19 protein-coding genes and 1 pseudogene are annotated in these 25,718 nt (G+C 64.3%); 9 read left to right on the top strand and 11 right to left on the bottom strand.

Annotated features, from left to right (window positions below):
* The first annotated feature begins 43 nt into the window (after window positions 1-43).
* Window positions 44-382, top strand: coding sequence for a hypothetical protein (locus tag R8871_RS28290; RefSeq protein ID WP_175053426.1), 339 nt, complete (start codon window positions 44-46; stop codon window positions 380-382).
* Here R8871_RS28290 and rluB read toward each other — a convergent pair.
* From rluB to R8871_RS28270, 4 genes are all read right to left on the bottom strand, one after another.
* Entirely contained in the window at window positions 379-2,286 is a 1,908-nt protein-coding gene (gene rluB, locus R8871_RS28285) for a 23S rRNA pseudouridine(2605) synthase RluB (protein WP_175053425.1), read from the bottom strand. The genes R8871_RS28290 and rluB overlap by 4 nt on opposite strands.
* 64 nt (window positions 2,287-2,350) lie before the next feature.
* Window positions 2,351-3,430, bottom strand: coding sequence for an SMC-Scp complex subunit ScpB (scpB, locus tag R8871_RS28280; RefSeq protein WP_175053424.1), 1,080 nt, complete (start codon window positions 3,428-3,430; stop codon window positions 2,351-2,353).
* A gap of 372 nt (window positions 3,431-3,802) precedes the next feature.
* Window positions 3,803-5,026 (bottom strand): pyridoxal phosphate-dependent aminotransferase, encoded by a 1,224-nt coding sequence (locus tag R8871_RS28275; RefSeq protein WP_175053423.1) that lies wholly within the window; start codon window positions 5,024-5,026, stop codon window positions 3,803-3,805.
* Between the two features lie 129 nt (window positions 5,027-5,155).
* On the bottom strand, window positions 5,156-6,058 hold the full coding sequence (locus R8871_RS28270) for a LysR family transcriptional regulator (RefSeq protein WP_175053422.1): 903 nt from the start codon (window positions 6,056-6,058) through the stop codon (window positions 5,156-5,158).
* 408 nt (window positions 6,059-6,466) lie between these two features.
* On the opposite strand from R8871_RS28270, the pseudogene R8871_RS28265 reads away from it, so the two are divergent.
* Together R8871_RS28265 and R8871_RS28260 are read left to right on the top strand one after the other, a co-directional pair.
* Window positions 6,467-6,862: pseudogene (locus R8871_RS28265) on the top strand (transposase); the annotation flags it as partial.
* A gap of 299 nt (window positions 6,863-7,161) precedes the next feature.
* The gene (locus tag R8871_RS28260; protein WP_175053421.1) at window positions 7,162-7,416 is read left to right on the top strand and encodes a hypothetical protein; all 255 of its coding nucleotides are present in this window, start codon (window positions 7,162-7,164) and stop codon (window positions 7,414-7,416) included.
* 377 nt (window positions 7,417-7,793) lie between these two features.
* On the opposite strand, the gene R8871_RS28255 is transcribed toward R8871_RS28260, so the two are convergent.
* Entirely contained in the window at window positions 7,794-8,117 is a 324-nt protein-coding gene (locus tag R8871_RS28255) for a hypothetical protein (protein ID WP_054034659.1), read from the bottom strand.
* A gap of 266 nt (window positions 8,118-8,383) precedes the next feature.
* Between R8871_RS28255 and R8871_RS28250 the strand changes: the two genes are divergently transcribed.
* The 3 genes from R8871_RS28250 to R8871_RS28240 all read left to right on the top strand — a co-directional run bounded on the left by R8871_RS28250 (window position 8,384) and on the right by R8871_RS28240 (window position 10,063).
* Window positions 8,384-9,103, top strand: a complete 720-nt coding sequence (locus R8871_RS28250; RefSeq protein ID WP_246287795.1) for a YdcF family protein — start codon at window positions 8,384-8,386, stop codon at window positions 9,101-9,103.
* Window positions 9,104-9,348: 245 nt separating this feature from the next.
* Window positions 9,349-9,591, top strand: coding sequence for a hypothetical protein (locus tag R8871_RS28245; protein ID WP_093632441.1), 243 nt, complete (start codon window positions 9,349-9,351; stop codon window positions 9,589-9,591).
* A gap of 214 nt (window positions 9,592-9,805) precedes the next feature.
* A complete protein-coding gene (locus tag R8871_RS28240; RefSeq protein ID WP_007182306.1) occupies window positions 9,806-10,063 on the top strand; it encodes a hypothetical protein in 258 nt (85 codons plus the stop codon).
* A gap of 137 nt (window positions 10,064-10,200) precedes the next feature.
* Here R8871_RS28240 and R8871_RS28235 read toward each other — a convergent pair whose 3' ends face one another.
* Entirely contained in the window at window positions 10,201-10,491 is a 291-nt protein-coding gene (locus R8871_RS28235) for a putative quinol monooxygenase (protein ID WP_175053419.1), read from the bottom strand.
* Between the two features lie 562 nt (window positions 10,492-11,053).
* On the opposite strand from R8871_RS28235, the gene R8871_RS28230 reads away from it, so the two are divergent.
* Window positions 11,054-12,349, top strand: a complete 1,296-nt coding sequence (locus R8871_RS28230; RefSeq protein WP_175053552.1) for a sensor domain-containing phosphodiesterase — start codon at window positions 11,054-11,056, stop codon at window positions 12,347-12,349.
* A gap of 114 nt (window positions 12,350-12,463) precedes the next feature.
* Here the strand turns inward: R8871_RS28230 and arfB are convergent, their stop codons facing one another.
* Window positions 12,464-12,868 carry an alternative ribosome rescue aminoacyl-tRNA hydrolase ArfB gene (gene arfB / locus R8871_RS28225; RefSeq protein ID WP_054034662.1) on the bottom strand — a complete coding sequence of 135 codons (405 nt, stop codon included), beginning with the start codon at window positions 12,866-12,868 and terminating at the stop codon, window positions 12,464-12,466.
* Between the two features lie 150 nt (window positions 12,869-13,018).
* On the opposite strand from arfB, the gene R8871_RS28220 reads away from it, so the two are divergent.
* Entirely contained in the window at window positions 13,019-13,660 is a 642-nt protein-coding gene (locus tag R8871_RS28220; RefSeq protein ID WP_175053418.1) for a VC0807 family protein, read from the top strand.
* Window positions 13,661-13,664: 4 nt separating this feature from the next.
* Here R8871_RS28220 and recD read toward each other — a convergent pair whose 3' ends face one another.
* The 3 genes from recD to recC are packed head-to-tail and all read right to left on the bottom strand — an operon-like array spanning window position 13,665 to window position 22,737.
* Window positions 13,665-15,653: an exodeoxyribonuclease V subunit alpha gene (gene recD, locus R8871_RS28215; protein ID WP_175053417.1), complete on the bottom strand. Its 1,989-nt coding sequence runs from the start codon at window positions 15,651-15,653 to the stop codon at window positions 13,665-13,667.
* Window positions 15,650-19,342: an exodeoxyribonuclease V subunit beta gene (recB, locus tag R8871_RS28210; RefSeq protein ID WP_175053416.1), complete on the bottom strand. Its 3,693-nt coding sequence runs from the start codon at window positions 19,340-19,342 to the stop codon at window positions 15,650-15,652. Before recB ends, recD begins: the two co-directional genes overlap by 4 nt.
* Window positions 19,339-22,737: an exodeoxyribonuclease V subunit gamma gene (gene recC / locus R8871_RS28205; protein ID WP_175053415.1), complete on the bottom strand. Its 3,399-nt coding sequence runs from the start codon at window positions 22,735-22,737 to the stop codon at window positions 19,339-19,341. Before recC ends, recB begins: the two co-directional genes overlap by 4 nt.
* Before the next feature lie 234 nt (window positions 22,738-22,971).
* On the opposite strand from recC, the gene R8871_RS28200 reads away from it, so the two are divergent.
* Window positions 22,972-25,398, top strand: coding sequence for an FUSC family protein (locus R8871_RS28200; protein ID WP_175053551.1), 2,427 nt, complete (start codon window positions 22,972-22,974; stop codon window positions 25,396-25,398).
* Between the two features lie 15 nt (window positions 25,399-25,413).
* Here R8871_RS28200 and R8871_RS28195 read toward each other — a convergent pair whose 3' ends face one another.
* Window positions 25,414-25,632 carry a hypothetical protein gene (locus R8871_RS28195; RefSeq protein ID WP_175053414.1) on the bottom strand — a complete coding sequence of 73 codons (219 nt, stop codon included), beginning with the start codon at window positions 25,630-25,632 and terminating at the stop codon, window positions 25,414-25,416.
* Window positions 25,633-25,718 lie beyond the last annotated feature (86 nt).

Here is a 25,718-nt window from a genome sequence, read left to right as displayed (position 1 = left end):
AACGCCCATCATCTTATTACCGGTGGTCGCACCTGAGCCGCACATGAAAAGCCGCACGCCCAGCGACTCCGCGATTGTAGCCATTTTTCGGGACAAACGCAAACCGCAGAACGCCGTACGAAGCGCATTTCCGCTTGATTTCATGGGAATCTTTCAACGATATGGCGGCGCTCCGGGCCTTTTGCAAGGCGGCTTGCGCCGCCTCGAACCTGCGCCGGACAAGCGGGACCACGAAACTCTGCCCCTACTTATGCGCACGCCGCGGTTTTATGCATCAGATGAAACCCGCGGCGCTCGTCGATCAATTCTGACAGTGGCGAAGCGTAAATCGTTGATGAACGATCAGCAGCCAACCGTCATGCTTAAGTTGCTTGCCGTTTAACGGCCACGCGAGCGGCCGCGCGGTGCGCCACCGCCACGATTGGCACCACCCGCGTTGGGGTTGCCACCGCCACCGGCGCGGTTGGCGTTACCGCCGCGATTGCCGGCCGGCCCGCGGCTGCCGCCGCCCGGATTGCCGCCGCCAGGACCGCCGGCGCGCTTACCGCCGCCAGCTGCGCGGTTGCCATTGCCCGACGGCGCGCGATTGCCGTCGACGTCACCACGGCCGCCACGCGGGCCCGGCGCACCGCCGCCCATCGGGCCGCTGAAGCCACCGGCGCTGCGGCCAGCGCCGCGATTGCCGTAACCGCCGCCGCTGCCGCCGCCAAAACCACCACCCGCGCCACCGCCGAAGCCGCCGCCTGCCGCACCGCGACGGCCTTGACCGCGCGGCTGCTGCTGGTCGAAACGACCATGCGACATCAACACCGGTTCCCGGCTGATGAAGCCCATCGACGTCTGCATCGGATCCGGCTGCTTGCGCTCCGGCGCCTCTCTGCGGCCGCCCTTTTCTTCCGACGGCGCCTTCAGGCCAACCGACGCCATCAGCGCACGCACCTGATTGTCTTCGAGCTCTTCCCAGCGACCGCGCTTCAGGCCCTTCGGCAGCGAGATCGGGCCATGACGCGTGCGGATCAGGCGGCTGACCATCAAGCCGGCCGCTTCGAACATGCGGCGCACTTCCCGATTACGCCCTTCGGCGAGCGCGACGTGATACCAATGATTGGTGCCTTCGCCGCCGCCATCGCGGATGCGCAGGAAATTCGCCGGGCCGTCTTCCAGCTCGACGCCGTGCAGCAGCTTCTGACGCATGCCTTCCGCCAGCTCGCCGACCACGCGCACCGCATATTCACGCTCGACGCTGTAACGCGGATGCATGAAACGGTTCGCCAGATCGCCCGAGGTGGTCAGCATCAGCAGACCTTCGGTGTTGAAGTCGAGGCGGCCGACCGCGAGCCACTTGGCGGTCTTCATGGGCGGCAGCTTGTCGAACACCGACGGGCGGCCTTCCGGATCAGCGTGACTGACGATTTCGCCGGTCGGTTTGTGATACAGCAGCACGCGCGGCGGCTTGTTGGCCAGCTTGCGCTTGACCGGCTTGCCGTTGATGCGGACCTGGTCGGTCGGCATGATGCGTTGACCGATGTGAGCCGGCTCGCCGTTCACCGATACGCGGCCGGCGACGATCAGTTCTTCCATGTCCCGGCGCGAACCCATGCCGGCTTCGGCCAGCACTTTGTGCAGCTTCGGCGCGTCGTCGTCCGCGGCGAGGACGCGCTTGGGCGCGGCCGGCTTGCCACGGCGCAGCATCGGGGCGCGTACGCCGCCGGTGGCGCTGTTGTCCGCATCGAATGCGGGCGAGGTGACGTACGAGAACAGATCGTCCGGGTTCGCTTCGGCTGCGATTGCCACCGGCGCTTCGCCGCCACGGCGATTCTGACGCTGCCCGCCTTCGCGCGGCTGGCGTTCGCCGCGCCCGCCTTCGCCGCGCCCGCCTTCGCGGGGGCCGCCCTCGCGGGGCGCACCTTCACGTTGACCACCCTCGCGCTTCGCGCCGCCCGCATTGCGGCGCGGGCCCTGGCCCTTGGCGCCGCCATCCTTGCGCGGCATGCGCACCTGCGCGACCACCTCGCCGTCCGGCGGCGCTTCGGTGACGACCGGCGCTCCTTGCGCGGGCGCGCCTTCGGCGCCCTTCGTCTTCGCTCCGGCGCGGCGCCGCGCGATCAGGCTGCGCGGTCCGCGACGCAGGCCGCGGCGCGGACGGTCTTCACCGTCGGCTTCCGTGGCCGGCGCCGGGCGCTCGCCCTCGCCTGCCGACGCTTGCGTGGTACGCGCTTCGTCGGCGCGTGCCGACGGCACGGCGCGCTCGGATTCGGACGAATCGGTGTCGTGGGTATGTGTCAAAACAACCTCAAAATGTCAGGTCGCGCGCGCCCATTGCGGGCGCGGCAAAAAAAGTTCGGTTACGTCAGGCGCTGCGCGACTCGGGTTCGTCGTCGGTCAGAATGCCTGCGTCCTGTGCAGCATCGCGGCGATCCTCAGGATCGCCGTGCGCCGCCGTGGTCGGGTTCGGCTCGGCGGCGTGCTCCGTATTGCGGAGTACGCCCGAGTCGTGCGCGGGTATTGCCGGATCGGCCTGGGAGACCGGATCGTGATTCAGTGCGGGCTCGGCGGCGCCGGCCTGCGGTTCAACGTTCGCCGCTTCGGCATGCTCTTGCCCATTCGGCGCTACTGCAGCGTCCTGATGGAGCTCAGGCGCCGGTGCGGCGTCCGTCGGATCATGCCTTGCCTCGGCAAGTTCAGTTTCGCCTGCTTCGACTGCCCCGCTCGCCTCAGCCGGCTCCGCGTGCAGAGTCTCAGCGACCGGCGTTTGATGCGCTTCAGCGTGTTCGCCTGCTTCAGCGCCTGCCTCGCCGACGGCAGATTCCGACGGCCCTTCAAGCGGGCTCTCTTCGTCCGATGCCAATGTCTGCACGGCCGCGGCCTCGGAAAATTCGATCGCATGCTGACCGAGCAGATCTGCGTTCAGCTGCGCCGACGGATCCGCGAGCGGCGGTAATTCGTCGAGCGCCTTCAAACCGAGGTCGTCGAGAAATTGCCGCGTCGTCGCGTACAGCGCCGGACGCCCCGGCACATCGCGATGGCCGATCACTTCAATCCAGCCGCGATCCTCGAGTTGCTTGACGACCTGCGTATTCACCGTGACGCCGCGAATCTCTTCGATATCGCCGCGCGTGACCGGTTGCCTGTACGCAATGATCGCGAGCGTCTCGAGCACCGCGCGCGAATATTTCGGCGGCTTCTCAGGATGCAAACGATCCAGGTACGAACGCATCGCGGGCTTGCTTTGAAATCGCCAGCCCGACGCCAGCCCGACCAGCTCTACACCGCGCCCGGACCAGTCCTGCTTCAGGTCTTCGAGCAAATTCCGAACAGTGTCTGCCGACACGCCGTCGGCAAAGAGCTTGCGCAAATCGACGAGCTTTAACGGCTCCTGCGCGCAGATCAAGGCAGTCTCGAGGACGATCTTCGCCTCTTGGGTATTCATGCAGCTAGGTCAGACCCTGTGGTCAAAGAACCGGATCAAACAGACGATGTGGAACTGAAGACGCGCTCGCCCGATTCTGATCGGTCATATTGATGGGAGCACGCACCGGGGGGAGGCGAAACAGGCAATCGAGCCAAACCCAGCCGGACGGAGCAGCGATATTCCTGAAAGGAATCGCGTGACTGAGCGCCATATTACGCAAAAACAACCAGTGCGTAAAGACGAAATCCCCGGCGCATTTTTCAGCAGCACCCCAAGCCGCGTGCTTTCGCGGAAAACCAGGCGGAAATGCACAAGAATCGGACTGAAATGGGGCCTTAATTGCGACCTTACAGACCCTTCAGTCTCGCCAGGCGCCCTTTCCGCCGCGCATCAGTGCGTGCCGTGCTGCGCGAGGAAACGCCTCAGACGCCCGACGCCCGCGTCCAGCCGCGCCGTGTCGCAGGCATAGCACCAGCGCACGAAACCCTCGCCTTGTGGACCAAACGCGCTGCCAGGCGCCACACCCAAGCCCACTTCGCGCACCATAGCCTTGCATAGTTCGAGGCTGCGCGCCGCACCCGGCATCGAGAAAAACACATACATCGCCCCGGGCGGCGCCTTCACATCGACGCCCGGCACGGCCGACAGCGCCCGCACCAGGTGGTCACGCGATGCCTTCAGGTCGAGCACCAGGTCCTGCGTGAAGCGCTCGCCCTGCTGGACGGCCGCGATGCCCGCCTGCTGGACGAAAGCCGGTGCACACGAGGTATTGTATTCGACCAGTTTGCCAAGATCGTCCATCAGCGAGGCCGGTGCGACGATCCAGCCGAGCCGCCAGCCGGTCATCAGCCACGCCTTGGAAAACGAATTCACGCAGATCACGCGCTCGTCGCGCGTGGCCAGATCGAGAAACGACGGCGCCGTGCGCGAATGGGTGCTGCCGGCGTCAGCTTCGGCGTGCGCGTAATAAAGACGCTCGTAGACTTCGTCGGCGACGATCCAGATGCCGTGGCGGCGGCAATGCGCCAGCACGGCGCGCTGCTCTTCCCGGCTCATCACCCAGCCGGTCGGATTGTTCGGCGAGTTGACCAGCAGCATCTTCGTGTCCGGCGTCAGCGCGGCCAGCAATTGCTCGAGATCGAGCTGCCAGCCGTGCTCACCGTAGCCCAGCGCGACGGTTTCCACATGTGCGCCCAGAATCTTGGGAATCTCGACCAGATTCGGCCACAGCGGCGTGACCGCGACAACGCGATCACCCGCACCCACCACCAGCTGCGCGGCCAGCATCAGCGCGTTGACGCCGGCGCTCGTCACCGCAATGTGATCGGACGATGTTGTTCCGTGCAACGCGCTGACGTAATCCGCGAGCGCCGCGCGCAGCGGCGCAATGCCCAGGTTATGCGTATAGAAGGTGGCGCCGGCAGCCAGTGCGGCGCTAGCGGCGTCGCGGATGAAGGTGGGCGTAACCCGATCGGACTCGCCGAACCAGAACGGCAACACGTCCGCAACGCCGAAACCGGCGTTCGCGACTTCCCGGATCTGTGAAGGACGCAGTGCGCGCACGGCGTCGCGGGCATTGGGGACGGAGGGCACGGGCAGATCCGTTTCGCTCATCGAGGCTTCCAGACAGTGATGGACGGGTAATAAATGGGTCAAGGCTGACGCCAAGGGAGGCGACAGTTTAGCGCGGCGCCTGCTTTTGGGACGGCGAAGTCACCACGTGAAGCGGCGCGGCCAAAGTCATCAGCCCAAATCCTCGGCCCGCGCCGGCAATTGGCGAATCAGACTCCACACCGCCTCCGCCGCCGGCGACAGCGAGCGGTCGCGACGCCGCACCAGTTCGACGGTGCGCTCAGCGCGCGGCACGAGTGGCCGCGCCACCAGCGAGGCGCCCGCAGGCAGCGGCAAGGCCAGCCACGGCAGCACGCTTACGCCCACGCCCGCCTCGACGAGCCCAAAAACGGTCGCGGAATGCCCCAGCTCCTGCACCACGGTGGCGCTTACGCCGTATTCCTGCATCACGGCATCGATGATCGGCCGGCTGCCTGACGCGTAATCGAGCATGACGAGCTGCTGGCCTTCGAGGTCTGTCCATGCCACCTGCTTGTGTGCCGCCAGCGGGTGGTCGTCGCGCGAAACGACGCAGAACGAATCGGTCATCAGCGATTCGCTCAGCAGGTCGTCAGCGGAAAACGGGCCGATGATTACGCCGAAATCGACTTCTCCCGACTTCACCTTGCGCACCACGTCGCTTTGCACGTCGTCGCGCAGACCCAAGGTGATGTAGGGAAACTGCCGTCCGCACGACGCCACCACGCCCGGCATCAACCGGCAGGCGACCGTCGGGCTTGCGGCCACCACCACCCGTCCGCGGCGCTGCTCGCCGATTTCGCGGATCTCGCGCAAGGCGTCGTCCAGATCCGTCAGCAACCGCGACACGCTCGACACCAGGTTGCCGCCAACGTCCGTGAGCTGCACCTCGCGCGTGGTGCGGTCGATCAGCTTCAGACCGATCTCTCCCTCCAGTTCGCGTACACAGCGGCTGACCGCCGATTGCGTCAGACCGATTTCATCGCCAGCCCGGCTGAAGCTCTGCAAACGGGCGACCTCAATGAAAACCCTTAGCTGACGCAGCGTCACATTCATTTACCAACCTCATCAATAACCCAGTTTAATGCGCATTGTATGGCGAAATGCCGCACCACATTCGCATTTAGTGCGATCGTTGCAGCGCAGCAATAAGGCGCAAACGCACGCTGGTCGGGCCTGATTGCACAAGATTGGTGATTGTCCCGATTTGCGAGATGGGTTTTTTGGATTCTTATACGCCCCTAGCTAGCGCCCGCGCTGGCCCGCTGTCACAGGGCTTTCAGGTAGTCGGATCAACTTGGCACACTTCCTGCATTTACATGCACACAGGGTCGGCGCCATGACTTCTGACTGAATAGCAGATCGTGGCAAGCCCGACCCCCCTTGGCACTCGCCTATCGAGTGCATGGAGAGTGCGCGGCGCGGGGCAGCGCACCGGAGTTAGCTTCGCTGAGGTGAAACATGATGCTGTTCGACGATTTGAGAGACAACGAGTGGGCGCTGGTCGAGGCGTTGTTCTGTGCGGAGCCAGCACGGAGCGAACGTCGTGGTCGACCACGCGTGGAAGCGCGCGCAGTAGTCAATGCGGTGCTTTGGGTGCTGTCGACTGGAGAAGGCTGGTCCAAACTGCCGGGCCGCTATCCGTCGCCGCCGACTTGCCGCCGTCGCTTCGACGAATGGCAAGCCGATGGTACGCTCGCCGAAATAGTTAAGCGACTCGGCACGAGCGGCCGTGAAATTTCGCTGCGCGGCCGCATTGGCGCGACCGCCGCGAAACCGCCGGCACCGCCGAGCCGCGACCGTCTGCGTGGCGCATTCTGGACCAATCCGGAATCGTGGCGCGCGCCGGTCAAGATGGCCTGACGCGAATTGTTTTGCCTCCGGGCGCCTACGGGCGCCCGGCGTGTATCTGGGCCGCCGTGCGCCGTCTTTCGACGCCCGCCCGACCTGCAATGGGCACCGCTCTTCGGCGCGCCCAGCTGTGTCGTCCCCTTGCGTTTCTCCAATGTCATTTTCAGCTCGCCTCAGACGCCTGAAGCGAGCCGATGATTGCTGTTGAAACATCCATTTACTATTGCTTACAGCGTGCTTTCGCCACTCGGCATACCTTATGTGTATGCAAACAGGCCTTGAGTCGATCGGCTTGACGGGAGCTCAGCATGAAACCAATGTCACTGCTTCTGTGCGGCATTGTCGTTTCATCAATGGCCGCACCGGCGCTCGCACAGCAGCGCCAACAAGGCTGGAACTGGCGGCCGGATCATACGGCCACTATCGAAGCCTGGCAGCAAAGCGAAACACGCAACCGCGACTTCACGCCGCCTGCGCCCCGTGGCGACCTGCGCGGCGATATCGCGAGCAATGTACGCACGCGTCCTGAACCGCCGCGCGAAGATCCTGCTCGCCGCCGCTAGACCTGGAGATGCGCCGACCCGCCGACGACTGGAGTCGGTACGTGTGAACCCATATGAGATCGCCGCGGTGTTAGCCGCCATTGTTCGCTGTAGCGGGCGTCCACCTTAACGGCAACGCAACGCGCTACACGGCGAATTGAACTATCAGGGAACCACCAGCCAATGCGCCAGTCTGATTCAACGCCATTAGCACAGCGTGGCAGTAGTAATTCCGGTACGCCCGTATCCTTGCGATACGGGCTTTTTTTTGCGCGAGCAGGCGGGCGGCGCGCACTGAACCAGGTGCATCAGCCGGGCAATAAAGCGAAGCAATGAAATCACCACCAGCCGCGTGGAGCGGCCGGGAAATACAGCGCCAGCGCCTTTTGCCCGCGCCCTTAAGGCCGGGCTTCGAGAGCGGCTGTGGGCCGCGCTTCGGCTGTCGCGACGACGTAGTCGTTCATTCGCTGTGCGGTCCAGCTCAACAGGCGTTCGTCGTGCGCAAGCCTCGCGAACTCGGCTCTGCCTCGGTCGGTGAGCACGGCAATATCGACCGGTGCGTGAAAGCCCGGAGCCGGTGCGACGGTGCGCTGCCGAACAGTGTCCATCAAGCCTAGCGCGCGAAGATATTGGAAGACACCCGGTCGTCTGGCCCATGGGACCTGGCGATATTGCGCCCGCCGCAGCGCTTCAAGTACCGCTTCGTTGGAATACGTGGTCATCTCACTTCTTTCTTAAAGTGCAGCTATGACACATCTATGCCCAACACGTCACCGCGCCACCAGTGACGCGCATAGCACCCGCCCTTGGCTGGAAACTGGCCGCTTTCATGCAGTCGAATTCCGCCAGGTGCTGCTCTGGTCTCGTTTTCGGAACCCCCGTCTGAACACCATGTTAGCGTTCTGTCTACGGGCCGACGATGCAACCGCTGCGGCGCGATAGCAGGCCCATAGATTTGTCCCGAAAGTCATACGTTACCCCATTTAAATTGATTCTATTCACTTTATTAGCGCTTTTTTTTGCAGCAATCGTGCTTTGGAAACGCGCCCGCCGGCCTCTCGCCATCGGTGCGATCGCCCTGTTCTGGCTGCTCGCCGCCGGCTGGCTCACGGCGCCATTGCTGGAACTGGCGCAGCCGCATCGGCAGACCGACACGCCCGCCCGCTTCGCGCCGCGCACCGCGATAATCATGCTCGGCGGAGGCACCATTTACGACGATGACGACGTGCTCGTGCCGCCGCGTGACGTGCTCGCGCGCATCGCCGTGAGCGCGGAAAACTATGCAGCCTGCAAGCGTACGGCCGCCACGTGTCAGGTTATCGTGAGCGGCGGCAATCCGCAGCGGCATAGCTCAACTGAAGCCGATACCTATCTGCCCTACCTGCTGCGCCGTCAGGTGTCGCGTGCGGACATCGTGCTGGAAAACAGCAGCCGCACAACTTACGAAAACGCGCGCAACGTCTCGGCTATTCTCGACCGGTCACATTACGATTCGCTGATACTCGTCACGTCCGCCTATCAGATGCCGCGCGCATTACTCGACTTCCATCGTTTCGGCCTCACGCCGCAGCCGCTGATCTCGAGCGCGCTGCATACAGATCCCGGTGTACTGCCGCGCTATGACAATCTGGTGAACGCGGAGACTGCGCTGCACGAACTGATTGGAATCGCGCAATTTCACGTCTATCGTGCAATTGGATGGTTCTGAATCTCGCGCTTCCTGGCGTAGTAATTTATTTAGAAATGCGAATGTTCTTTGTGCCGGCAACGCATTATCGCGCTTGAAGTGGGATCGTCATCGACAGTGACTCTGGGCCGAACGTAACAAGGTGTAACCAATTGTCACTGTGGTTACAAAACGTCCGCTGGAGCGGATATTGCTGGCTAGAATGCATTGTCTTTCCGATTGGACAGGCAAATACTCGGGTCCATTACCACTCTGCGGAGGTAACAATGAAGAAAGTGTCCCTGGCGATCCTGGTTTCCCTCAGTGCCGTAACAGGCGCGGCCTATGCGCAGGACAACGGCGTCATGATGAGCACCGATCCGGCCAAGGCCGCCGACGTCGAGCAGCGCGCGCAAGATTTGCAAAACCGCCAGCAAGCAATGGAAAGCGCGCCTATGCCGGAGAAACATCACAAGATGGCCCCGCACCATCACAAGAAGGCCGCGAAGGCCGAAGCCGCCAGTTCGTAAGCGCAATTTGACAGCATCACCTGCGGCCTCGCCGCGAAGGTGAAAAGCCGAAGCCGGCACCGCCGGTTTCGGCTTTTTTGTTGTCTAATGGACTTGCTGCAGGCCTGCTGCGGCCGGCCGACGTTATGCTAAAGTCGCGCACCGACCGGCGCCCTGCGACCGTCGCCCGGCCGGACTCCCCCTAACCTGTGCGCACCTTGGTGCGGAGGACAGCATGAGCAACATCCAGCTAGACATCGAATGGACTGAAGCAGCATCTCGCAAAATCGAAAAACTGATGCCGCGCGGCGGTCAGGAAGCGTTCCTTGCGCTGCCGCCCGTCGAGTGCCTGCCGATGGAAGGTGACGTGCTGTTTCTTGGCCCGGACGGCAAGCAGCAGCCGTTCATTGTCGCGGAACGTCAGTATCACCACGACGGCGATGCCGACTGGACCATCATCCTGATCCTCGACGTCCCGCAAGCCACGCACTGAAGATAAACGGCGAGCGCCGCGCAGGCCGTGTCCGGCCTGGCAGCTCACTCGCCGTCGTTCGACTTTCGGGGTTCGACCTTCGAGTTCCCCCGTTGTTCGTCCCCGTCGTCCGCCCCCGCTTTTCGCCCTTCAAACGCTTACGCGATCTTCGACAAGACGCGAATTTCCGCGTGTTCGACCCAATCCGCCACCGCTTTCTTATAAGCCGCAATGTGCGCGGATTTTGCATGCGCCGCCAGCGCTTCCTGGCTTTCCCAACGCTCGACAAACACAAACCGGCGCGGCTCCTGCACGTCGCGGTGCAGATCGTATTGAAGCGCACCCTGCTCTTTGCGCGTCGGCCCGACGATGCCTTCTGCCGCTTCGCGCAATTGCTCTTCATAACCCGGCTTTGCCACCGAGATTGCGACCACCGCTATTTCCGTCATGCCTGTACTCCGTTTGTTCAGGAAAAGCAGCAGCATACCCGCCGCCCGTCAATCCTGCAGGCGCTCACACGCACCGGGCAAGCTTCTGCAGCCGCGCCGGGATTACCCTGATGCAGCGCATTTCGCGGACGCAAAAGTCTGAGCACCGTCCTTGCCTGGAGTTTGGCGGGCGGTCACTCACCGCCCTGCTACCCTCGGTTTCATACGCATGATTGATTGCATTCGAACGGTCGATCCTGCGCGCGGCAAACGAGTGCGAAACCCACGCGAAACGCCCACGAGACCGGGGCCGGCCACCGCGCTACGGCCGGTTTGCCGGGCGCCCGGCCACATCCCGCGTCTGTGATAACCCGCACATTCACGCGAAGTTCGAACTGCTAGACTGGTTTTGACCAATCCCGCCGGAGCCCAGCATGGCTGGCATTGCTCTCCGCGTTCCCGGGCTGTACCCGCCTTACCCTGCCGGCGCCTGGGCAGTGCATCCGTTGCGCGTTAAATCTGTCTGCGCGCCCCGTCACCCGCTTGCCGCGATGTCACTATGCCCGCACTCATGCCTGCCCTTATGCCGACCGTCAGCGAATTGACCCTCAGCGGCCTGCTCCCGCATCTGGTCCGGGACGAGTCCGGCTGGACTGCGACGTGGCGCGCGCTGACCCTGCACAGCGTGTTCCAGCCGGTACTGTCCGTCACGCATCAGTGCGTGGTCGGCTACGAGGGCCTGCTGCGTGCGTTCGATCCCGTCGGCTTGCCGGTATCGCCGGAAGTGCTTTTCTCCGGCACGCGCTCCGCCGCCGACGCACGCGAACTCGATCGCATCGCGCGCTGCCTGCACGTGGCGAATTTCATGGAACAGGGCATCAGCACTGGCTGGCTGTTTCTGAATACGCGTCCGCAGGTATTCGAAACCGGCTGGCCGCAGCGCACCTTCATCGATGAGCTCTCGGCGCATTTCGGCTTGCCGCAGGAGCGCATTGTCATCGAAGTACTCGAACAACCCGCCGACGATGAATCCGCCGTCGCCAGCATGCTCGCGGCGTCGCAGCCGCGCGACTTCCTGATTGCGATCGACGACTTCGGCACCGGTTTTTCGAACTTCGACCGCGTGTGGCGCTTTCGCCCCGACATCGTCAAACTCGACCGCTCGCTGGTTGCGCGCGCGGGCAAGCGTGAAGGCGACGATTCGATGATCAGCCACCTGATCGCGATGCTGCATCAGTCAGGTACGCTGGTGCTGGCCGAAGGCGTCGAAACCGACGAAGAGTTGATGATTCTGATGCAGGCCGACGTCGATTTCGTGCAAGGTTTCTGGCTCGGCCAGCCGAAGGGTTCGGTGCAGGCGGCGTGCGCCAAAGTGCCGGCGCTGATCGAGTCGATGTGGAGCAAATTTGCCGCCTACGAACAGGCTCATGCCGGCCACCAGCGGCTCGGTTTCGAAGGCTTCGCCGAAGCCGTGCTCGCCGCGGCCGACACCTTCAAAGCCACCGGCGATCTGCGGCAGGCCGCGCAAAAAGTGTGGCATCTGCCCGAAGCACGCCGTGTGTTCGTCACCGACGGTCAAGGCGAACAGACGCAAGCGTCGGTCTCGGCCGCCTCGCTGCCGCCGCCTCCGCTGCGGCTCGCGCCGCTCTACACCGATACGCGCAGCAACTGGTCGCGGCGCGCGTATTTCAAGCACGCGCTCGCTGCGCCAGGGCGCGTCGCCATGATGGGGCCGCACTACTCGCTCGCGGACGGCCAGGACTGCTACACCGCGGCACTCGCATTCGAGCGTGACGGCACGAATGTGCTGTGCGTCGATTTCGTCCCGATGACGTCGCCCGCCGATACGCGTTCCGCCCGGCGCGGGGGCAAACGCTGAATGCGAGCGGCCGTAGATTGACGCGCGTCGTCTTGAGATTCCTGGCGTACCTCTGCGGGAACTTCTGCCGCTCAGCCGGAATTTAGCGCCCCGGCCCCGCAGCCCGTAATCCCGTCAATCCTCCACCCGCCCACGGCCGGATTTGATCTCACTGCGCTTGGCCTTGCTGTCGAGCCGACGCCGGTTCGACGCGCGCGTCGGCCGGGTCGCGACCCGCGGCTTGCGCGTCACGCTGACGCTTTCGATCAGCTCGTCGAGCCGCGCCAGCGCCGCCGCCCGGTTCATCTCCTGAGTGCGATGCTGCTGCGCCTTGATGATCACCACGCCGTCGCGCGTAAGCCGATGATCGGACAGCGCGAGCAAGCGCATCTTCAGCACTTCCGGTAACGACGAAGCGTGCACGTCGAAACGCAGATGGATGGCACTCGAGACCTTGTTGACGTTCTGGCCGCCCGCTCCTTGCGCGCGCACTGCGGTCAATTCGATTTCGTTCGGCGGGATCGGATAACGGGATGTCATGGTGGGATTGAGCTGGAGACGCAAGTGTACACAGAGCACAGTCGATTACCGACTACGGACTATCGGCCGCGGCTGCCGATGCGAAAAACTATTTGCATCGACCCAGCCGGTTCGCCGATACTGCGGTTTTCGCTTACAGCGTAAATTCATATGAAACTCCGTCCGGGTTTTGTGCTGGAACTGGCCGTCAACTTTCTGCTGCCATGGCTCGCTTACCGGTTCACGCTGCCGCACCTGGGCGAGACCGGCGCGCTGATCGCGTCGGCCGTGCCGCCGATCGTCTGGAGCCTGATCGAACTGGTGCGCTTTCGACGCGTCGACGCCCTCAGCATCATGGTCGTGGTGGGCATCGTGCTGTCGGTTGCCGCAATGGCGCTGGGCGGCAGTCCTCGCATGCTGTTGCTGCGGGAGTCGCTCGTGTCCGGCGCGGTGGGCGTGGTGTTTCTGCTGTCGTTGCCGATGCGCCGTCCACTAATCTTCTATCTCGCGCGCGCCACCGTCGCCCGTGAAATGGAAGGCGGCGCCGAGCGCTTCGAAACCTTGTGGCGCGAGCGGCCTGCTCTCGTCAGCGCGATGCGGCTGATGACGCTCGTGTGGGGCGTCGGCCTGACCGGTGAAACGGCGTTGCGCGCCTGGATGGCGCTCACCTGGCCGATCGAACGCTTTCTGGTGGTCTCGCCGTTCATCGGCTATGGCATTTACAGCGCCCTGGCGCTGTGGACGCTGTGGTATCGCAAGACCATGCGCAGCCGGGTTGATGCGCGCGTGCAACCGGGCGGGATCGCAAGCTGAACATCTAAACGACGCGACACGCCTCCGCAATTCGCGCGGCCAGACCTGAATCACGCTGCGTCGGCGTCGCGATGGCCTGCGCCAGCACGGCGCGCGCGCCGATCACCTCCACCCGCTCACGTGCGCGGGTAATTGCCGTGTAGACGAGTTCACGCGACAGCACGCGGCTGAACACCGACGGCAACATCAACACCGCATGCTGAAATTCCGAGCCTTGCGACTTATGAACCGTGAGCGCGAATGCCGTGTCGTGCGGCGGCAGTGCAGCGGGCGATACGGCACGCAGACCACCGTCGCCGGTACGGAAATACACGCGCAACGCACCGCCCGCACCCGGCAGCGCAATGCCGATGTCGCCGTTGAACAGACCGAGCGCGTAATCGTTGCGCGTCACCATGACGGGGCGTCCGGCAAACCATTGCGCGCCTACAGCCAGCGTCACGCCCGCCGCACGCCGCACCTGTGCGGCCATCGCGGCATTCACCTGATCGACCCCGCGCGGCCCCGAGCGGGTCGCGCACAGAATTCGAAAGCGGTTCAGCGCGTCGAAGAGCGGCAATGGGTCCGGTGTATCGGCGGCTAGTGCCTCGGCGAGCGCATCCGCGTACGGGGCAAAACCTGCGGCGAGCCGCATGACTGTGCGATCGGCGAGCGTCACATGCGTATCTTCGTACAGTGCCGCTGCGCAGGGTTCGGCCGGATCGATGCGCAGGACTTCGAGCGCCGCGCCGGCGGCACCGTTGCGAATCGCGAGCGACAAACGGCCGATCGGCGATTCGAGGCCGAATCGATAGTTGCGTTCGAGCCAGACGACGCAGTCGGCAAGCGGCGTATCGGAATCGTCCGGCGCACCCGTTTGAGCGAAAAAATCGTCAGCCCCCTGGTCGAAGTCGCTCGACACATCCGGCAGTGCTTCCGACAACCGCGCCGCTTCGATGCCCAGCGCCTCAGCGATCCGCTGCAGTCCGCTCTGAGTAAAAGCAGGCCGCGCGCTGAGCTCGGCGAACACCGCACCAGCCTCGACGGCGGCGAGCTGATCCTTGTCACCCAGCATCACGAGACGCGTCTGGGGCGCGATGGCGTCGAGCAGATGCGCCGCCATCGCGACGTCAATCATCGACGCCTCGTCGATCACGACGACGTCGTAAGGAAGCGGATTGTCGCGATGATGCCGGAAGCGCCCACCCGGCCCTGAACCAAGCAGCCGATGCAAGGTGTACGAGGTCTGCGGCAAGCGCGCTGCGAGTTCGGGCGGCAATTCGCCGGCACGGGCGAGCAAGGCTTCCTGCATGCGTTGCGCGGCTTTGCCAGTGGGCGCCGCCAATGCAATTCGCAGATCGGCCCGCGCATCCAGCAAACAGGCAAGCACGCCGACCACTGTAGTTGTCTTGCCAGTACCCGGGCCGCCGCTGACGATAGTCAAGCGCCCGGACAGCGCCATGACTGCAGCGACACGTTGCCAATCGATTTCATCGTCCTGCGGGGGGCCGAAATAACGCAACAGACGTTCATGCAACGTTTGGGCGGTAGCGTCCGCATTTAAGCCTGCACTGGCGTCTGTATTTATACCCGCATGCGCAACCAGCGAGCGTGCGAGACGCCGCTCGTAGTCGTAGTAGCGCGCAAGATACAGCCGCCCTTGCCCATCGATCACGAGCGGCCGCAACGCCGCCGTACTTTGCGACCCGTCGCTAGCCATGCCGCTTGCAAACAGCGCCGCGCGCACTTCCGCGCTCGATGCATCGAAGCGTCGCGCCAGCACGGCAAGCGGCAGGCACACGTGCCCTTCGGCAGTCGCGCGGCTCGCGGCAAAGGCGGCCCGTGCGGCCCACTTCACCGCCTCGCCCGACGCGCCGCCGCGCCGCGCCAACGTGCCGATGCGGCGCGCGAACCCTTCGGCAAGCGCGGTGCTGAAATCGGCCGGCGCGGGCAAATTCACGCCGATGTCGTCGAGCTCCGGCGGCGCGGAAGAGTTCCGCTCGAACGTGCTCATGCGACACCTCCAATCATTGCCGCGTCGAGCAGCGCCACCAGTTCGAATGCAGGCCGCCGCATGTGAACGCCGGCCGCCCCATCGGCATCGCGCCACTGCGGACGAACCCCGCGCACGAACAGGTAGAGATAGCCGCCAATGTGCGTGTCGTACGCATAATCGCGCACCCGCGTTTTCAGATAACGATGCAGCGCCACCGTATAAAGCAGCGCCTGCAGGTGATACGCGTGGCTCGCCATGGCCGCTTCGAGCGGCGCCGCGGCGTAATCGGCGGCAGTGTCGCCCAGATGGTTCGACTTCCAGTCGACGATCCAGAAGCGCCCGTCATGCTCGACGATCATGTCGATAAATCCTTTGACGAAACCACGCAACATGCCCGGTTCCAGTGCAACGTCGGGATAGCCGTGTTCGATCAGCAGCTCGCGCAGCGCTGGGAAATCGAGCGAAGGCGCGGCAAACAGAAATTCGAGTTCGTTCAACCGATGCCGCGGATTCAAGCTGGCGAGCGCCATGCCGGGCACGAGCTCGGTGCTCACCACGTCCGCGATCAGGTTATGCATCATGGCGGGCAAGCGTGCCGCGAGTTCGGGCACTGCCGGCGCCGGGCGCTCGCGTAGCGCGCCGCGGATGGCATCCGGCCATGTCTGCGGATCGGTGAAATCCGCGAGCTCGAACATGCGGTGCAGACACTCGCCCGCCGCCGCGCCGCGTGGAAACGCGAGAATGTCGTCCTCGGCGTAGGACGGCGCTTGCGGCACCGCTAACGGCGTTGGCGCGAGCGCGTCGGCGATCTCGTCGTGATCGGGACGCACCTCTTCCACCGGCGTGTGCGCCTCCTCGGCTTTGCTGCCGGCGGCGATCAGGCCGCTGAAGCTGGCCATGCGCCACTGATCGCGCAACGGCCGCCGACTGACGCGCGCCTGCATCCGCGCACCGCTGTCCTGGAGGCTTTCCAGGGGCACACGGCGTTCGACCTTCGGCAATGCCTGCAACGTGATCGGGCCGCCCGCCAGCGCTTGCCACGATGATGACAAAGCGGCTTCGTCGGGTGGGTCGGTCAGCCAATCGTCGAAGCTGTGACCGCTGCCACCCACCAGCCAGTTCAGCACGCTGCGTCGCGACTCCTTGGTGGAGCGCGACGAAACATAAGTACCGGCGACCAGATAGCAGCGGTACACCGCGCGCGTCAGCGCCACGTAGACGAGCCGGGCCCGTTCCGCGGCCTGTTCGCGCGCCGCGTAACGTGATGCGCGTTCGGCTTCCTCGTCATCGCAACCGTAGTGCAGCACCGCATCACCTGTTTCGTCGTGATACTCGCGTGCATCGGGCAAGCCAGAGGACGGCGGCTCGCGCAGCGCACCGTCGTTCAGAAACGGACAGAATACGACCGCATATTCCAGCCCTTTCGATTTGTGCACGGTGACGATCTGCACAAGGTTGCGATCCGACTCGAGCCGCAACTGCGCATCTTCGCCGCCACCTTGCGTGCGTTGCGCGGCGAGCCAGCGCAAGGTCGGCGCGATGCCGGGCTGCGTGGCGGCACGCGCCTGCACGAGTTCGGCCAGATGATTCACATTCGTCAGACGGCGCTCGCCGTCCGGCCCGGCCACCAGGCGCTGTGCGACGCGCAGTTCGCGCATCAGCGTGCGCCACATCAAGGCGAAGCCACGCTCGTGCCACAGCATGCGATAGCGCGAGAAACGCTCGACCCAACCCATCGCGTCCGCGGCATGCGCGGGATCGTCGGCTGGTGCCGGTGCGTCCGCGACCTGCTCGAGGCGCCACAGCGCGGCGGCGTCGAGACCGAGCCAATCGGTGGCGAGCGCGGCGCGCAAACGGCGCAGATCGCCGGGCGTATCGACGGCGGCCAGCACACGTTCGATCTGCTCGGCGTCGAGCGTCGCGAACACTGAGGCCTGGGCCAGTTCTACGCTGCCCACGCCCCACGACGCCAGCACGCGCTTGATCAGACTGCCCTGCTTATGCGTTTGCACAAGCACTGCGATATTGCCTGGGGCGAGCGGCACATCACCGATCGTCACCGAACCTTCTCGGGCGCCGCGCAGGAGCCGCACAATCTCAGCGGCGCAGGCTTCGCTCGCCGCGCGCTGCGCTTCGCGTTTCGTCAACGCGGCGTCGCCTTGCGGCAAAGTCCAGATGCGGAAATCCCCCGCGTTTGCATCGGGTTCTGAGAACGACGGACGACGCCGCTCACCAGCCCGCACCGGCTGATAGTCGAGCCCGTCGAGCACGAACGCCTGCGGATTAGCCTCGAATAGCCGGTTGCAGGCCTCGACGATCGGCGCAGTCGAACGCTGATTGACCGCGAGCGTATAGCACGCCGAAGCCGCCTCGCGCGCCGCCAGATAGGTATGCAGATCCGCCGCGCGGAAACTGTAGATCGCCTGCTTCGGATCGCCAACCAGAAACAGCGGACCGGCCGGCGCGAAAATGCGGCTGAAGATCGCGAACTGCAACGGATCGGTATCCTGAAACTCGTCGATCAGTGCGGCCGGATAACGCGCGCGCAAAGCATCGGCAAGCCAGGGGTTGGCCGCAAGCGCGCGATACAGGTTGGACAGCAGATCGTCGAACGACACCACCCTGCGCGTGCGTTTGCGCGCTATCAGTTCTGCGGGCGCGTAGTCGAGCCAGGTTTCCACGAGCGAGAGCCAGCGCGCGCGTTGCGAGGCTTCGGCCGCGATCACGGCGGCGGACAGCGCTTCGGCGTGCTCGAAGAACGGATGCTCAGGTGGTTCGAACTTGACCTTGGTCGCCTTCTTCAGCGCCGACGCCGTCAGCTTCAAGGCAGCCTTGGGCGGCGGCGCATGGCAGTCGCCCTGAGCAAAGTATTCGGTCCACGCGGCAATCGCGGCGCTCACGAGTTCTGGCTTGTGCGAGGTCTTGCTCAGACGGTCCTGCGCCTGTCCAAGCAGACCGACGATCGCGTCGCGCTCCGCCTGCCACATCGCGCAGGCAGCATCGAAACCCGCTTGCGGATCGGCATCGCTTCCACCTGCATCGACCTTGCCCCAGCGCAACTGCGCCAACGGCTTCTTCAAGCGCCGCGCGAGTTGCTCATCAAGCGACGCGGGACCTGCCCGTTTGGCCACCAGCCAGGCAGCGAAAGCAGGATGCGCATAGGCCACCGGTTCCACCTGCTCACGCCAGAAATCGGCCGCCATTTCGAAACGCAAGGCCGCGTCGTCGGCTTCCATTTCGAAGGCAAACGGCATGGCTGCGGCGAACGGCGCCTCCTGCAACGCACGCTGACAGAACGCGTGGATGGTGTGAATCGCGGCCTGGTCGAACGTGCGCAGCGCACGGCGCACGACCTTCAGCGCGGTCTCACGATCGATGCCGCGCTCCGGCGCCAGCGTCGTTTCAAAGAGACGCTGGATGAACGGATCGCCGCCGTCGTCGTCCGTATCGATAGCCCGGTCCAGTTCCGCGAGTCGCCCGCGAATCCGCTCGTGCAACTCCGCGGTCGCCGCCTTGGTAAATGTCACGACGAGAATCTGATCGGCGTTCAGGTTCTTTTCGAGCAGCAGCCGCACGTACAACGCGCAGATGTTCCAGGTCTTGCCGGTTCCCGCCGACGCCTCGATCTGGTTGACGCCGTCGAGCGAACAGGCGAAGACGTCGAGCTCTTCAGCGACCAGCGCGTGATGGTGAACGGCGCCGCTCATGACGCGCTCCGCAGATGCTGAACGAGCGGCTTGAACACGATCGAGGCAAGACTGCCGAACGGTTCGTCGAGCGAAAGCGGCGTGCCGCGCAGCGCGATGCGCAAGGCGGGGTCATCTGATTCGCCGCGCACCCGATCATTGATCCACACGCCCTGCGCCGCGGAATCGCTCTCGCTGACTTTCACCCATGCACTCTTCGGGAAAAAGCGCAGCGGCAGCATGCGCCCTGCTCTGAACAACGCCGCTAGCGGCGCCAGTTCATCGAGCGGCGCGGCGACGGGCGTGAGCTCGAAGCTCTCGCCGCTGCCATGCCAAACCGTACGGCGTGGGCCGTTCGGCAGCGCCGCGCAATAGACGAGATGCGCTAGCCACGCCGACAGATAGTCGCGCGCAGTAGGCTTGGCGTAGCGGAAGATCACTTGTCCTGTTTCGGTCAGCAAATTCAAGGTGCCATGCAGTTGCAGCGGTGTTTCGGCCGCTTTGCGCAGCGCCGCGTCATGAGGGCCGAAGAGCGTATCGGCGATGTCGGCACGATCGGGCCAGCGCGGCGCGATATCGAGCACGAACGGCAAGCGCTCGACACCCGACGCGACTTCGCGGCGCACGCTGTCGGCGAGCTGGCGCAGCGCGCCGAGTTCGCGCGAGCGCCATACCGCGCCGGTCGCGCCGCCTGGCAGTTCGGGACTGGCCGCGGCAACGCGGCGCACGCGCTCGAACATGCTGTCGTCTTCGGTATCGCTGTCCAGCAGTACCGGCAGGAGCCGCTCCGCTAACGCGTCCCGTCCGGCCCAATCAAGTTCGAACGGTTCCGTGTCGAGCAATTCGCCCTGCGCATCCGACAGCACGATCCCCAAACGGTCGCGCAACAACGCACGCGCCGGATGACGCCAGAAGCGCACGAATTCGTCGAACGCGACGGAGGCCGTATCTTCGGGCGGCAGCGGTTGATCGAAGAACGGCGCGGCAGCCGGATGCTGCGGCGCGGCCAGCAAACTGGCCAGCTCCGCGCGATCCACGTCGTAGGTGAAGAGGTCCCGCTGCGAGGAGAAATAATCCGACGCGAACGCCTGCAGCGGATGATCGACGATGAACGCATGCCGCGCGGCTTCGACTTCGGCGGGGCTCGCCCCTTCCCCCGCCGACACTTGTGCGAGGTGATCGAGCAGTTCGTCGACCAGCGCCGCCGGCGGCAACGGCGCATTGTCGCGAATGCTGCGGCCCGTATAGGCGATAAACAGCCGGTCGCGCGCGGCCAGCAGAAGATCGAGGAACAGATTGCGTTCGTCGTCGCGGCGCTGCCGGTCACCGGCTTTACCGAACGCGGCCATCAGATCGAATTCATCGGCGCGGGCGAGGCTCGGCAACACGCCGTCATCCATGCCGAGCAGGCACACGATGCGATACGGCAAACCGCGCAAGCTGGTCAGCGACGAAAACGTCACGCTGCCCCAAGGCACGCCGCCGCGCGCCGGGTCGTCGAGCGCCTCGGTCAGCGCGCCGCGCACTACGGCGGCCGGCAGCACGACGTCTTCCGCGCCCGCCTGCATCGCCTCGCCCATCTTGTCGATCGCGTCGCGCACTGCCGCCAGCGAATCGGCAAACGCCACGCCGCCATCGAAACACTGCGCGAGCGTTTCGAGCAGGAGTTGCGTCCATTCGGCAGGCGTCTGTTCGACCGAGCAGCGCTGAGCGAAGGTTTCAACATCGTCGACGAAACGCGAGAGGCGGCCGAGAAGCTCAGCGTCCGATCCGTCGGCGCCTTCAACGGGCAACCAGGCGTCGACCGGCTCGCCGCCATCCGGCATCGCGTAGCCAAGGTACAGACGGGTCAGCGCATCGGCAAACGTATGACGCTCGACTGGCACGTGCTCGCCCGTCGGCTCGCCAGGTGCCAGCCCGCGCCGCGCGCCGGCTGCTGCAAGCCATTCCTGCGCGGCTTCGAGCGCGCTCGCATCGATCCCGTAACGCGCGGCGATCGCATCGACCCGCAGCCACTCGATCAGATCCGGTGCGCCCACGCTACGCTCAGGCAAGGCCAGCCAATCGAGCAGCAAACGCGCGACCGGATTGGCCTGCGAAGGCGGCAAACCGGTGATCCGATACGGAATGCGGCGAGTGTCTCCCGGCGGCGCGGTGCCAAATACCGCATCGATCAACGGCCCGGCAGCGGCGAGATCAGACACGGCAACCAGCACGTCGGACGGCTGCAGATCGTCGAACTCATCGAACCAACCAAGCAGACGGTCGTGCAGCACTTCGAGCTGTCGCGACAGGCTATGACACACATGGACCTCAATGCCGTTCTCGATCGGCAGTTCGTCCGTGTCCGCGTCTGTTCCCGCACCTGTTCCCACTTCCGCCCGCAGATCGAGGATGCCGTTCTGCACGGCGGCGAGCCAGCTCGGCTCCGGATTCTCGGTGAAGTCGCCCGTCTCACCTGATGCAGCGCTCTCGGTCAGTTCATGCAGCATATGCAGTTGCGCCTGCGTCTGACGGCCCCATTCAGCGAGGAGCGGATGACCCACTTCCTGATAATCGAGCTGACCGGCGACATCGAGCGCTTCGACGCGGCCCGCACTGACAACGTCGAACCAGAATTCGCGGCATGGGTTCATCACGTACAGACGCACGTCGACCCAGCGCGACAGAGCGCGCAGCAAGGCAACGTGCAGCGGCGGCATGGTCGGCAGCGCGAACACGCTGACCGCTTCAGGCCACTGCGCGTTCGAGATGGCTTCGAGATCGAGCGTGCCGATTTCCTCAAGAAAGCGATAAGCGGGCGGCAAGGCGGCTGCGGGCGTTTGCGCGTCACCCGCCACTTCTGCCAGCACGGCACGCCACAGAGCGGCTTGCCAACGCTCGTCCTCACGCGCCGCTTCACTTGCGCCAACGAGACGCGGACCTTTGTCGTCCGCCGCGCCGCTCGCAAAAATCGAACCGCCCTTCTGCCATTGCAGCAACCACTCCGGGCGATAGGTCAGATAGTGGTCAAGCACGGTGGCCACGCGCCGCGCCAGTTCGTAGCGCATCGACGCATCCGCCGCATCGAGATAAGTCCGCAGACGCGGCGAGGCATTCCACGGCAATGCTTCATCCGCCTCCCCCAGCAACCGGTAGCAGCGCCAGACGAGCCGGTCCGGCGCGAACGGCGAATGCCTGGGTACTTCGATCACACCGCCGATTTGCGCCCACAACCATTGCGCGAGGTAACCAAAATTGACATTCGCGCAGATCCCCTGACGCGCCGCGATGTCGAGCTCGAGCCGCCGCCGCACCGCCGCGCTCGGGACGATCACGGGCTGCGCGGTCCAGGGATCGGACGGCGCTTCTGCCAGGTCGTCGAGCAGCGCGCCGACAAGGGTTTCGTAGCGGTTCGAGTAGAAGAGTTGGAGCATGGATCCTGGGAAAGCAGGCGACGCGAGCGGAACGCCCAGGCCGCGACAGACATTGAAGCGACAGCATAACAAACGCGCTCCCAGGGCAGAACCTGGCCGAATGGACGAGGTCAGATCAGGCTCAAAATCAGTTAGACTCGACGGCAGTTTGGGGCTGCCCCGGGTTGGCCCCTGGGTCGGCCCGGGTCAGCCTGTTCAACCGCGTTTTCTCAGTGAATGGAATCCAGGCAGTCGATGCGCTATTCGGTTGAAATAAAAAAATTCCTCTACAGCCAGTACTTCTATGGCGGCCTGCGCATCGCAGTCGGCGTGTCATTACCGGCCATATTGTGTTTGATCGTATTTCACGACCGCGAACTCGGCTTCACGATCGCGACCGGCGCACTCGGCGCCTGTGTGGTCGATATGCCGGGCCCGCTCAAGTACAAGCACAACGAGATGCTGGCGTGCACGGTGATCGGCTTCCTGTCCGCGCTCGCCACCGGCATCGCCACGGTCAACCCGGTGGCGCTGTGGTGCACGGTCGTGCCGCTCACGTTCGTGCTCTCGTTGATCGTCGTGTATGGCAACCGCTGGCCGCAGATCAGCTTCGCCACGCTGTTCATGATGATCATGACGCTGGAAGAGCATTTCACGCCGATGCAGGCGCTCGTCAATGCGTCGTGGATTCTGGTGGGCGGTCTCTGGTACACGTACTGGTCGACCTTCGTGAGCCGCTGGATGATGCATCGCATCGAACAGCAGGCACTTGCCGAAAGCGTGTTCGCGTGCGCGGACTATCTGCTCGCGCGCGCCGCCTTCTACGATCTAAATAACGATCTCGACGAGTGCTATCGCAATCTGGTCGACAAGCAGATCACCGCCGTCGAACGTCAGGATGCCGCACGCGATATCGTGCTGCGCAATCTGCCCAAGCTGAAAGCCGGCCGGCTCGAGCCGCGCCGGGCCATGCTGTTCAATCTGTTCATCAATACCGTCGATCTGCACGAGCTGTTTGTCGGCACGCACGTGGACTACTCGCTGGTGCGCAGCACGTTTGGCGGCTCCGACCTGCTGGTGTTCTACCGCGATCTGATTCGCAAATCCGCCGCCGATCTCGAAGAAATCGGACTCGCGGTACTGCAAAACCAGCCGCCGCGTACGCGCATCAATGTAAAGGCCGAATTGCGCGCCATCGAGTTCGAAATCGAACTGATGCGCAAGCAGGATCTGGCTACCAAAAATCCTGAGGCTTACTCGGCGGTCTCGTCCACCTTCCGGCGCATCTGGAGCGCCACGCGCCTGATCGACAGGATGCATCAAAGCCTGTCGAGCGATCCAAGTGCGACCGAGACCGAACTGCGGCTCGACAAGGCGCTCTCCCGCTTCGTATCGAGCCGCCGCGTGCCATTCGGGCAGATCTTCTCGAATCTGACGATGGCCTCGCCGAGCTTCCGCCATGCGCTGCGCGTGACGATCGCGGTCGCCGTGGGTTTCTGGCTCGGCCGCCTGCTGCCGCTCACCAACGCATACTGGATCGTGATGACGACCGTCATCATCCTGAAGCCCGGCTATTCGCTGACCAAGCAGCGCAACGGACAGCGGATAGTCGGCACGCTGATCGGCTGCGCGGCAAGCATCGCGTTGATGATCTTCGTCAAGGAACCGCACATCCTGCTAGTAGTGATGTTCGCCTCGATGGTGATGAGCTACAGCCTGCTGCTGTTCAATTACACGGCGAGCGTGGTGTTCACGTCCTCGTATGTGCTGCTCATGTTCCATCTGCTCGCGCCGGGCAGCATGCGCATCATCGGCGAACGCGCAATCGATACGGTGGTGGGTTGCGCGATCGCGATTGCGGCGAGCCACCTGTTCCCCTACTGGGAATACCGGTTGATGGGCAAGCTCGTCAACAACATGATCAATGCAACGCGGCAATACCTGGAAGCGAGCTGGTGGTGGAGCGGCAAGCCGGCCGCCGCGGTGGTCGCAACGGTGACGGAGGCCGCTGCGTTTGCGCCCGCCGCGGCGATGGCGGATCCGGCGATCGACCCCGGCACGCCGGCGCTCGCGGTGGCAAACGCAGGAGCGACCACCAGTGCAAGCGCCGCCGGCACCACCACAGTCAGCAACCCGACCGCCAAGCCGGTCGGCGGCGCATCCCCTGCCGCCGCAGCCGCCGCAACGGCGCTCGATCGCGACTATCGCTACCGGCTCGCGCGCAAGAACGTCCACGTGGCGTTCGCCAATCTGGGCCAGGCGTTCCAGCGCATGATGCTCGAACCGAAATCCGCGCAGAAGTTCGTGCCGGAATTGAACGACCTGCTGGTGCGCAGCCACGTGCTCGCATCACAGATCACCGTGGCGGCGCCGTTGCTGCGCACGTCCGCTCAACGGGCCGACAACGTCTCACTGCAGCCCTTGCAACGCGCTCTGAGTGCCGTCCGCGACAATCTGACTGAAGCCGAGGCCGGCAGCGCCCTGCCCGCCGATCAGGCCGAGCAGATCAAACAATTGTCGCGTGAGTTGGATGCGATGGTGGTCGAGACGGAGAAATCGCCGGACCACCCGGCGGATGCCGTGCATGACATGAAATTGCTCGCCCATCAATGCAAGCAGATGCTGACGGCGTCGGCGCAGATTCGCAAGGATGCGAGCGTCATTCGCCTGCCGGACGAGTGACGCGCTCGGGTCGTCTTATTGCGCGGCGCCGCTTGCTGGCTTCGCTACGGTAGCCGCAGCCGCTGCAGCCGCCGCGTCCGATGAAATCGTCGGCGCCGGCGCATTCTGGCGATCGAATTCGCGCTTTTCCGTGATGGCGTTATAGAAGAGCGTGGCGATCACCAGCAGTACCGCGACCACGATGAAAACAGCAATGCCAAAGGTCGGGTTCTTCTTGCGCGGCGGTTTGTTCATGAGGCGGGCTCGGTTCGCGAGGCAGTCGCGGATAGTGTCTGGGAAGGCGGCATTCTACGCCCACTGAGCTTGCACACGGCTTGCAG

Source organism: Paraburkholderia sediminicola, from assembly GCF_902859805.1.
GTDB lineage: Bacteria > Pseudomonadota > Gammaproteobacteria > Burkholderiales > Burkholderiaceae > Paraburkholderia > Paraburkholderia sediminicola.
The sequence above is the reverse complement of the archived record's forward strand: the minus strand, read 5'-3'. Positions and strand labels throughout refer to the sequence as shown.

What these genes read in the sequence shown, in the direction of transcription:
- recD (WP_175053417.1), bottom strand. Translation starts at nt 15,653, where the DNA reads ATGAGCACGTTCGAGCGGAACTCTTCCGCGCCGCCGGAGCTCGACGAC.
- R8871_RS28275 (WP_175053423.1), bottom strand. Translation starts at nt 5,026, where the DNA reads ATGAGCGAAACGGATCTGCCCGTGCCCTCCGTCCCCAATGCCCGCGAC.
- R8871_RS28270 (WP_175053422.1), bottom strand. Translation starts at nt 6,058, where the DNA reads ATGAATGTGACGCTGCGTCAGCTAAGGGTTTTCATTGAGGTCGCCCGT.
- R8871_RS28195 (WP_175053414.1), bottom strand. Translation starts at nt 25,632, where the DNA reads ATGAACAAACCGCCGCGCAAGAAGAACCCGACCTTTGGCATTGCTGTT.
- arfB (WP_054034662.1), bottom strand. Translation starts at nt 12,868, where the DNA reads ATGACATCCCGTTATCCGATCCCGCCGAACGAAATCGAATTGACCGCA.
- R8871_RS28290 (WP_175053426.1), top strand. Translation starts at nt 44, where the DNA reads ATGAAAAGCCGCACGCCCAGCGACTCCGCGATTGTAGCCATTTTTCGG.
- R8871_RS28235 (WP_175053419.1), bottom strand. Translation starts at nt 10,491, where the DNA reads ATGACGGAAATAGCGGTGGTCGCAATCTCGGTGGCAAAGCCGGGTTAT.
- R8871_RS28200 (WP_175053551.1), top strand. Translation starts at nt 22,972, where the DNA reads ATGCGCTATTCGGTTGAAATAAAAAAATTCCTCTACAGCCAGTACTTC.
- scpB (WP_175053424.1), bottom strand. Translation starts at nt 3,430, where the DNA reads ATGAATACCCAAGAGGCGAAGATCGTCCTCGAGACTGCCTTGATCTGC.
- R8871_RS28220 (WP_175053418.1), top strand. Translation starts at nt 13,019, where the DNA reads ATGAAACTCCGTCCGGGTTTTGTGCTGGAACTGGCCGTCAACTTTCTG.
- R8871_RS28245 (WP_093632441.1), top strand. Translation starts at nt 9,349, where the DNA reads ATGAAGAAAGTGTCCCTGGCGATCCTGGTTTCCCTCAGTGCCGTAACA.
- R8871_RS28255 (WP_054034659.1), bottom strand. Translation starts at nt 8,117, where the DNA reads ATGACCACGTATTCCAACGAAGCGGTACTTGAAGCGCTGCGGCGGGCG.
- recC (WP_175053415.1), bottom strand. Translation starts at nt 22,737, where the DNA reads ATGCTCCAACTCTTCTACTCGAACCGCTACGAAACCCTTGTCGGCGCG.
- recB (WP_175053416.1), bottom strand. Translation starts at nt 19,342, where the DNA reads ATGAGCGGCGCCGTTCACCATCACGCGCTGGTCGCTGAAGAGCTCGAC.
- R8871_RS28230 (WP_175053552.1), top strand. Translation starts at nt 11,054, where the DNA reads ATGCCGACCGTCAGCGAATTGACCCTCAGCGGCCTGCTCCCGCATCTG.
- R8871_RS28240 (WP_007182306.1), top strand. Translation starts at nt 9,806, where the DNA reads ATGAGCAACATCCAGCTAGACATCGAATGGACTGAAGCAGCATCTCGC.
- R8871_RS28260 (WP_175053421.1), top strand. Translation starts at nt 7,162, where the DNA reads ATGAAACCAATGTCACTGCTTCTGTGCGGCATTGTCGTTTCATCAATG.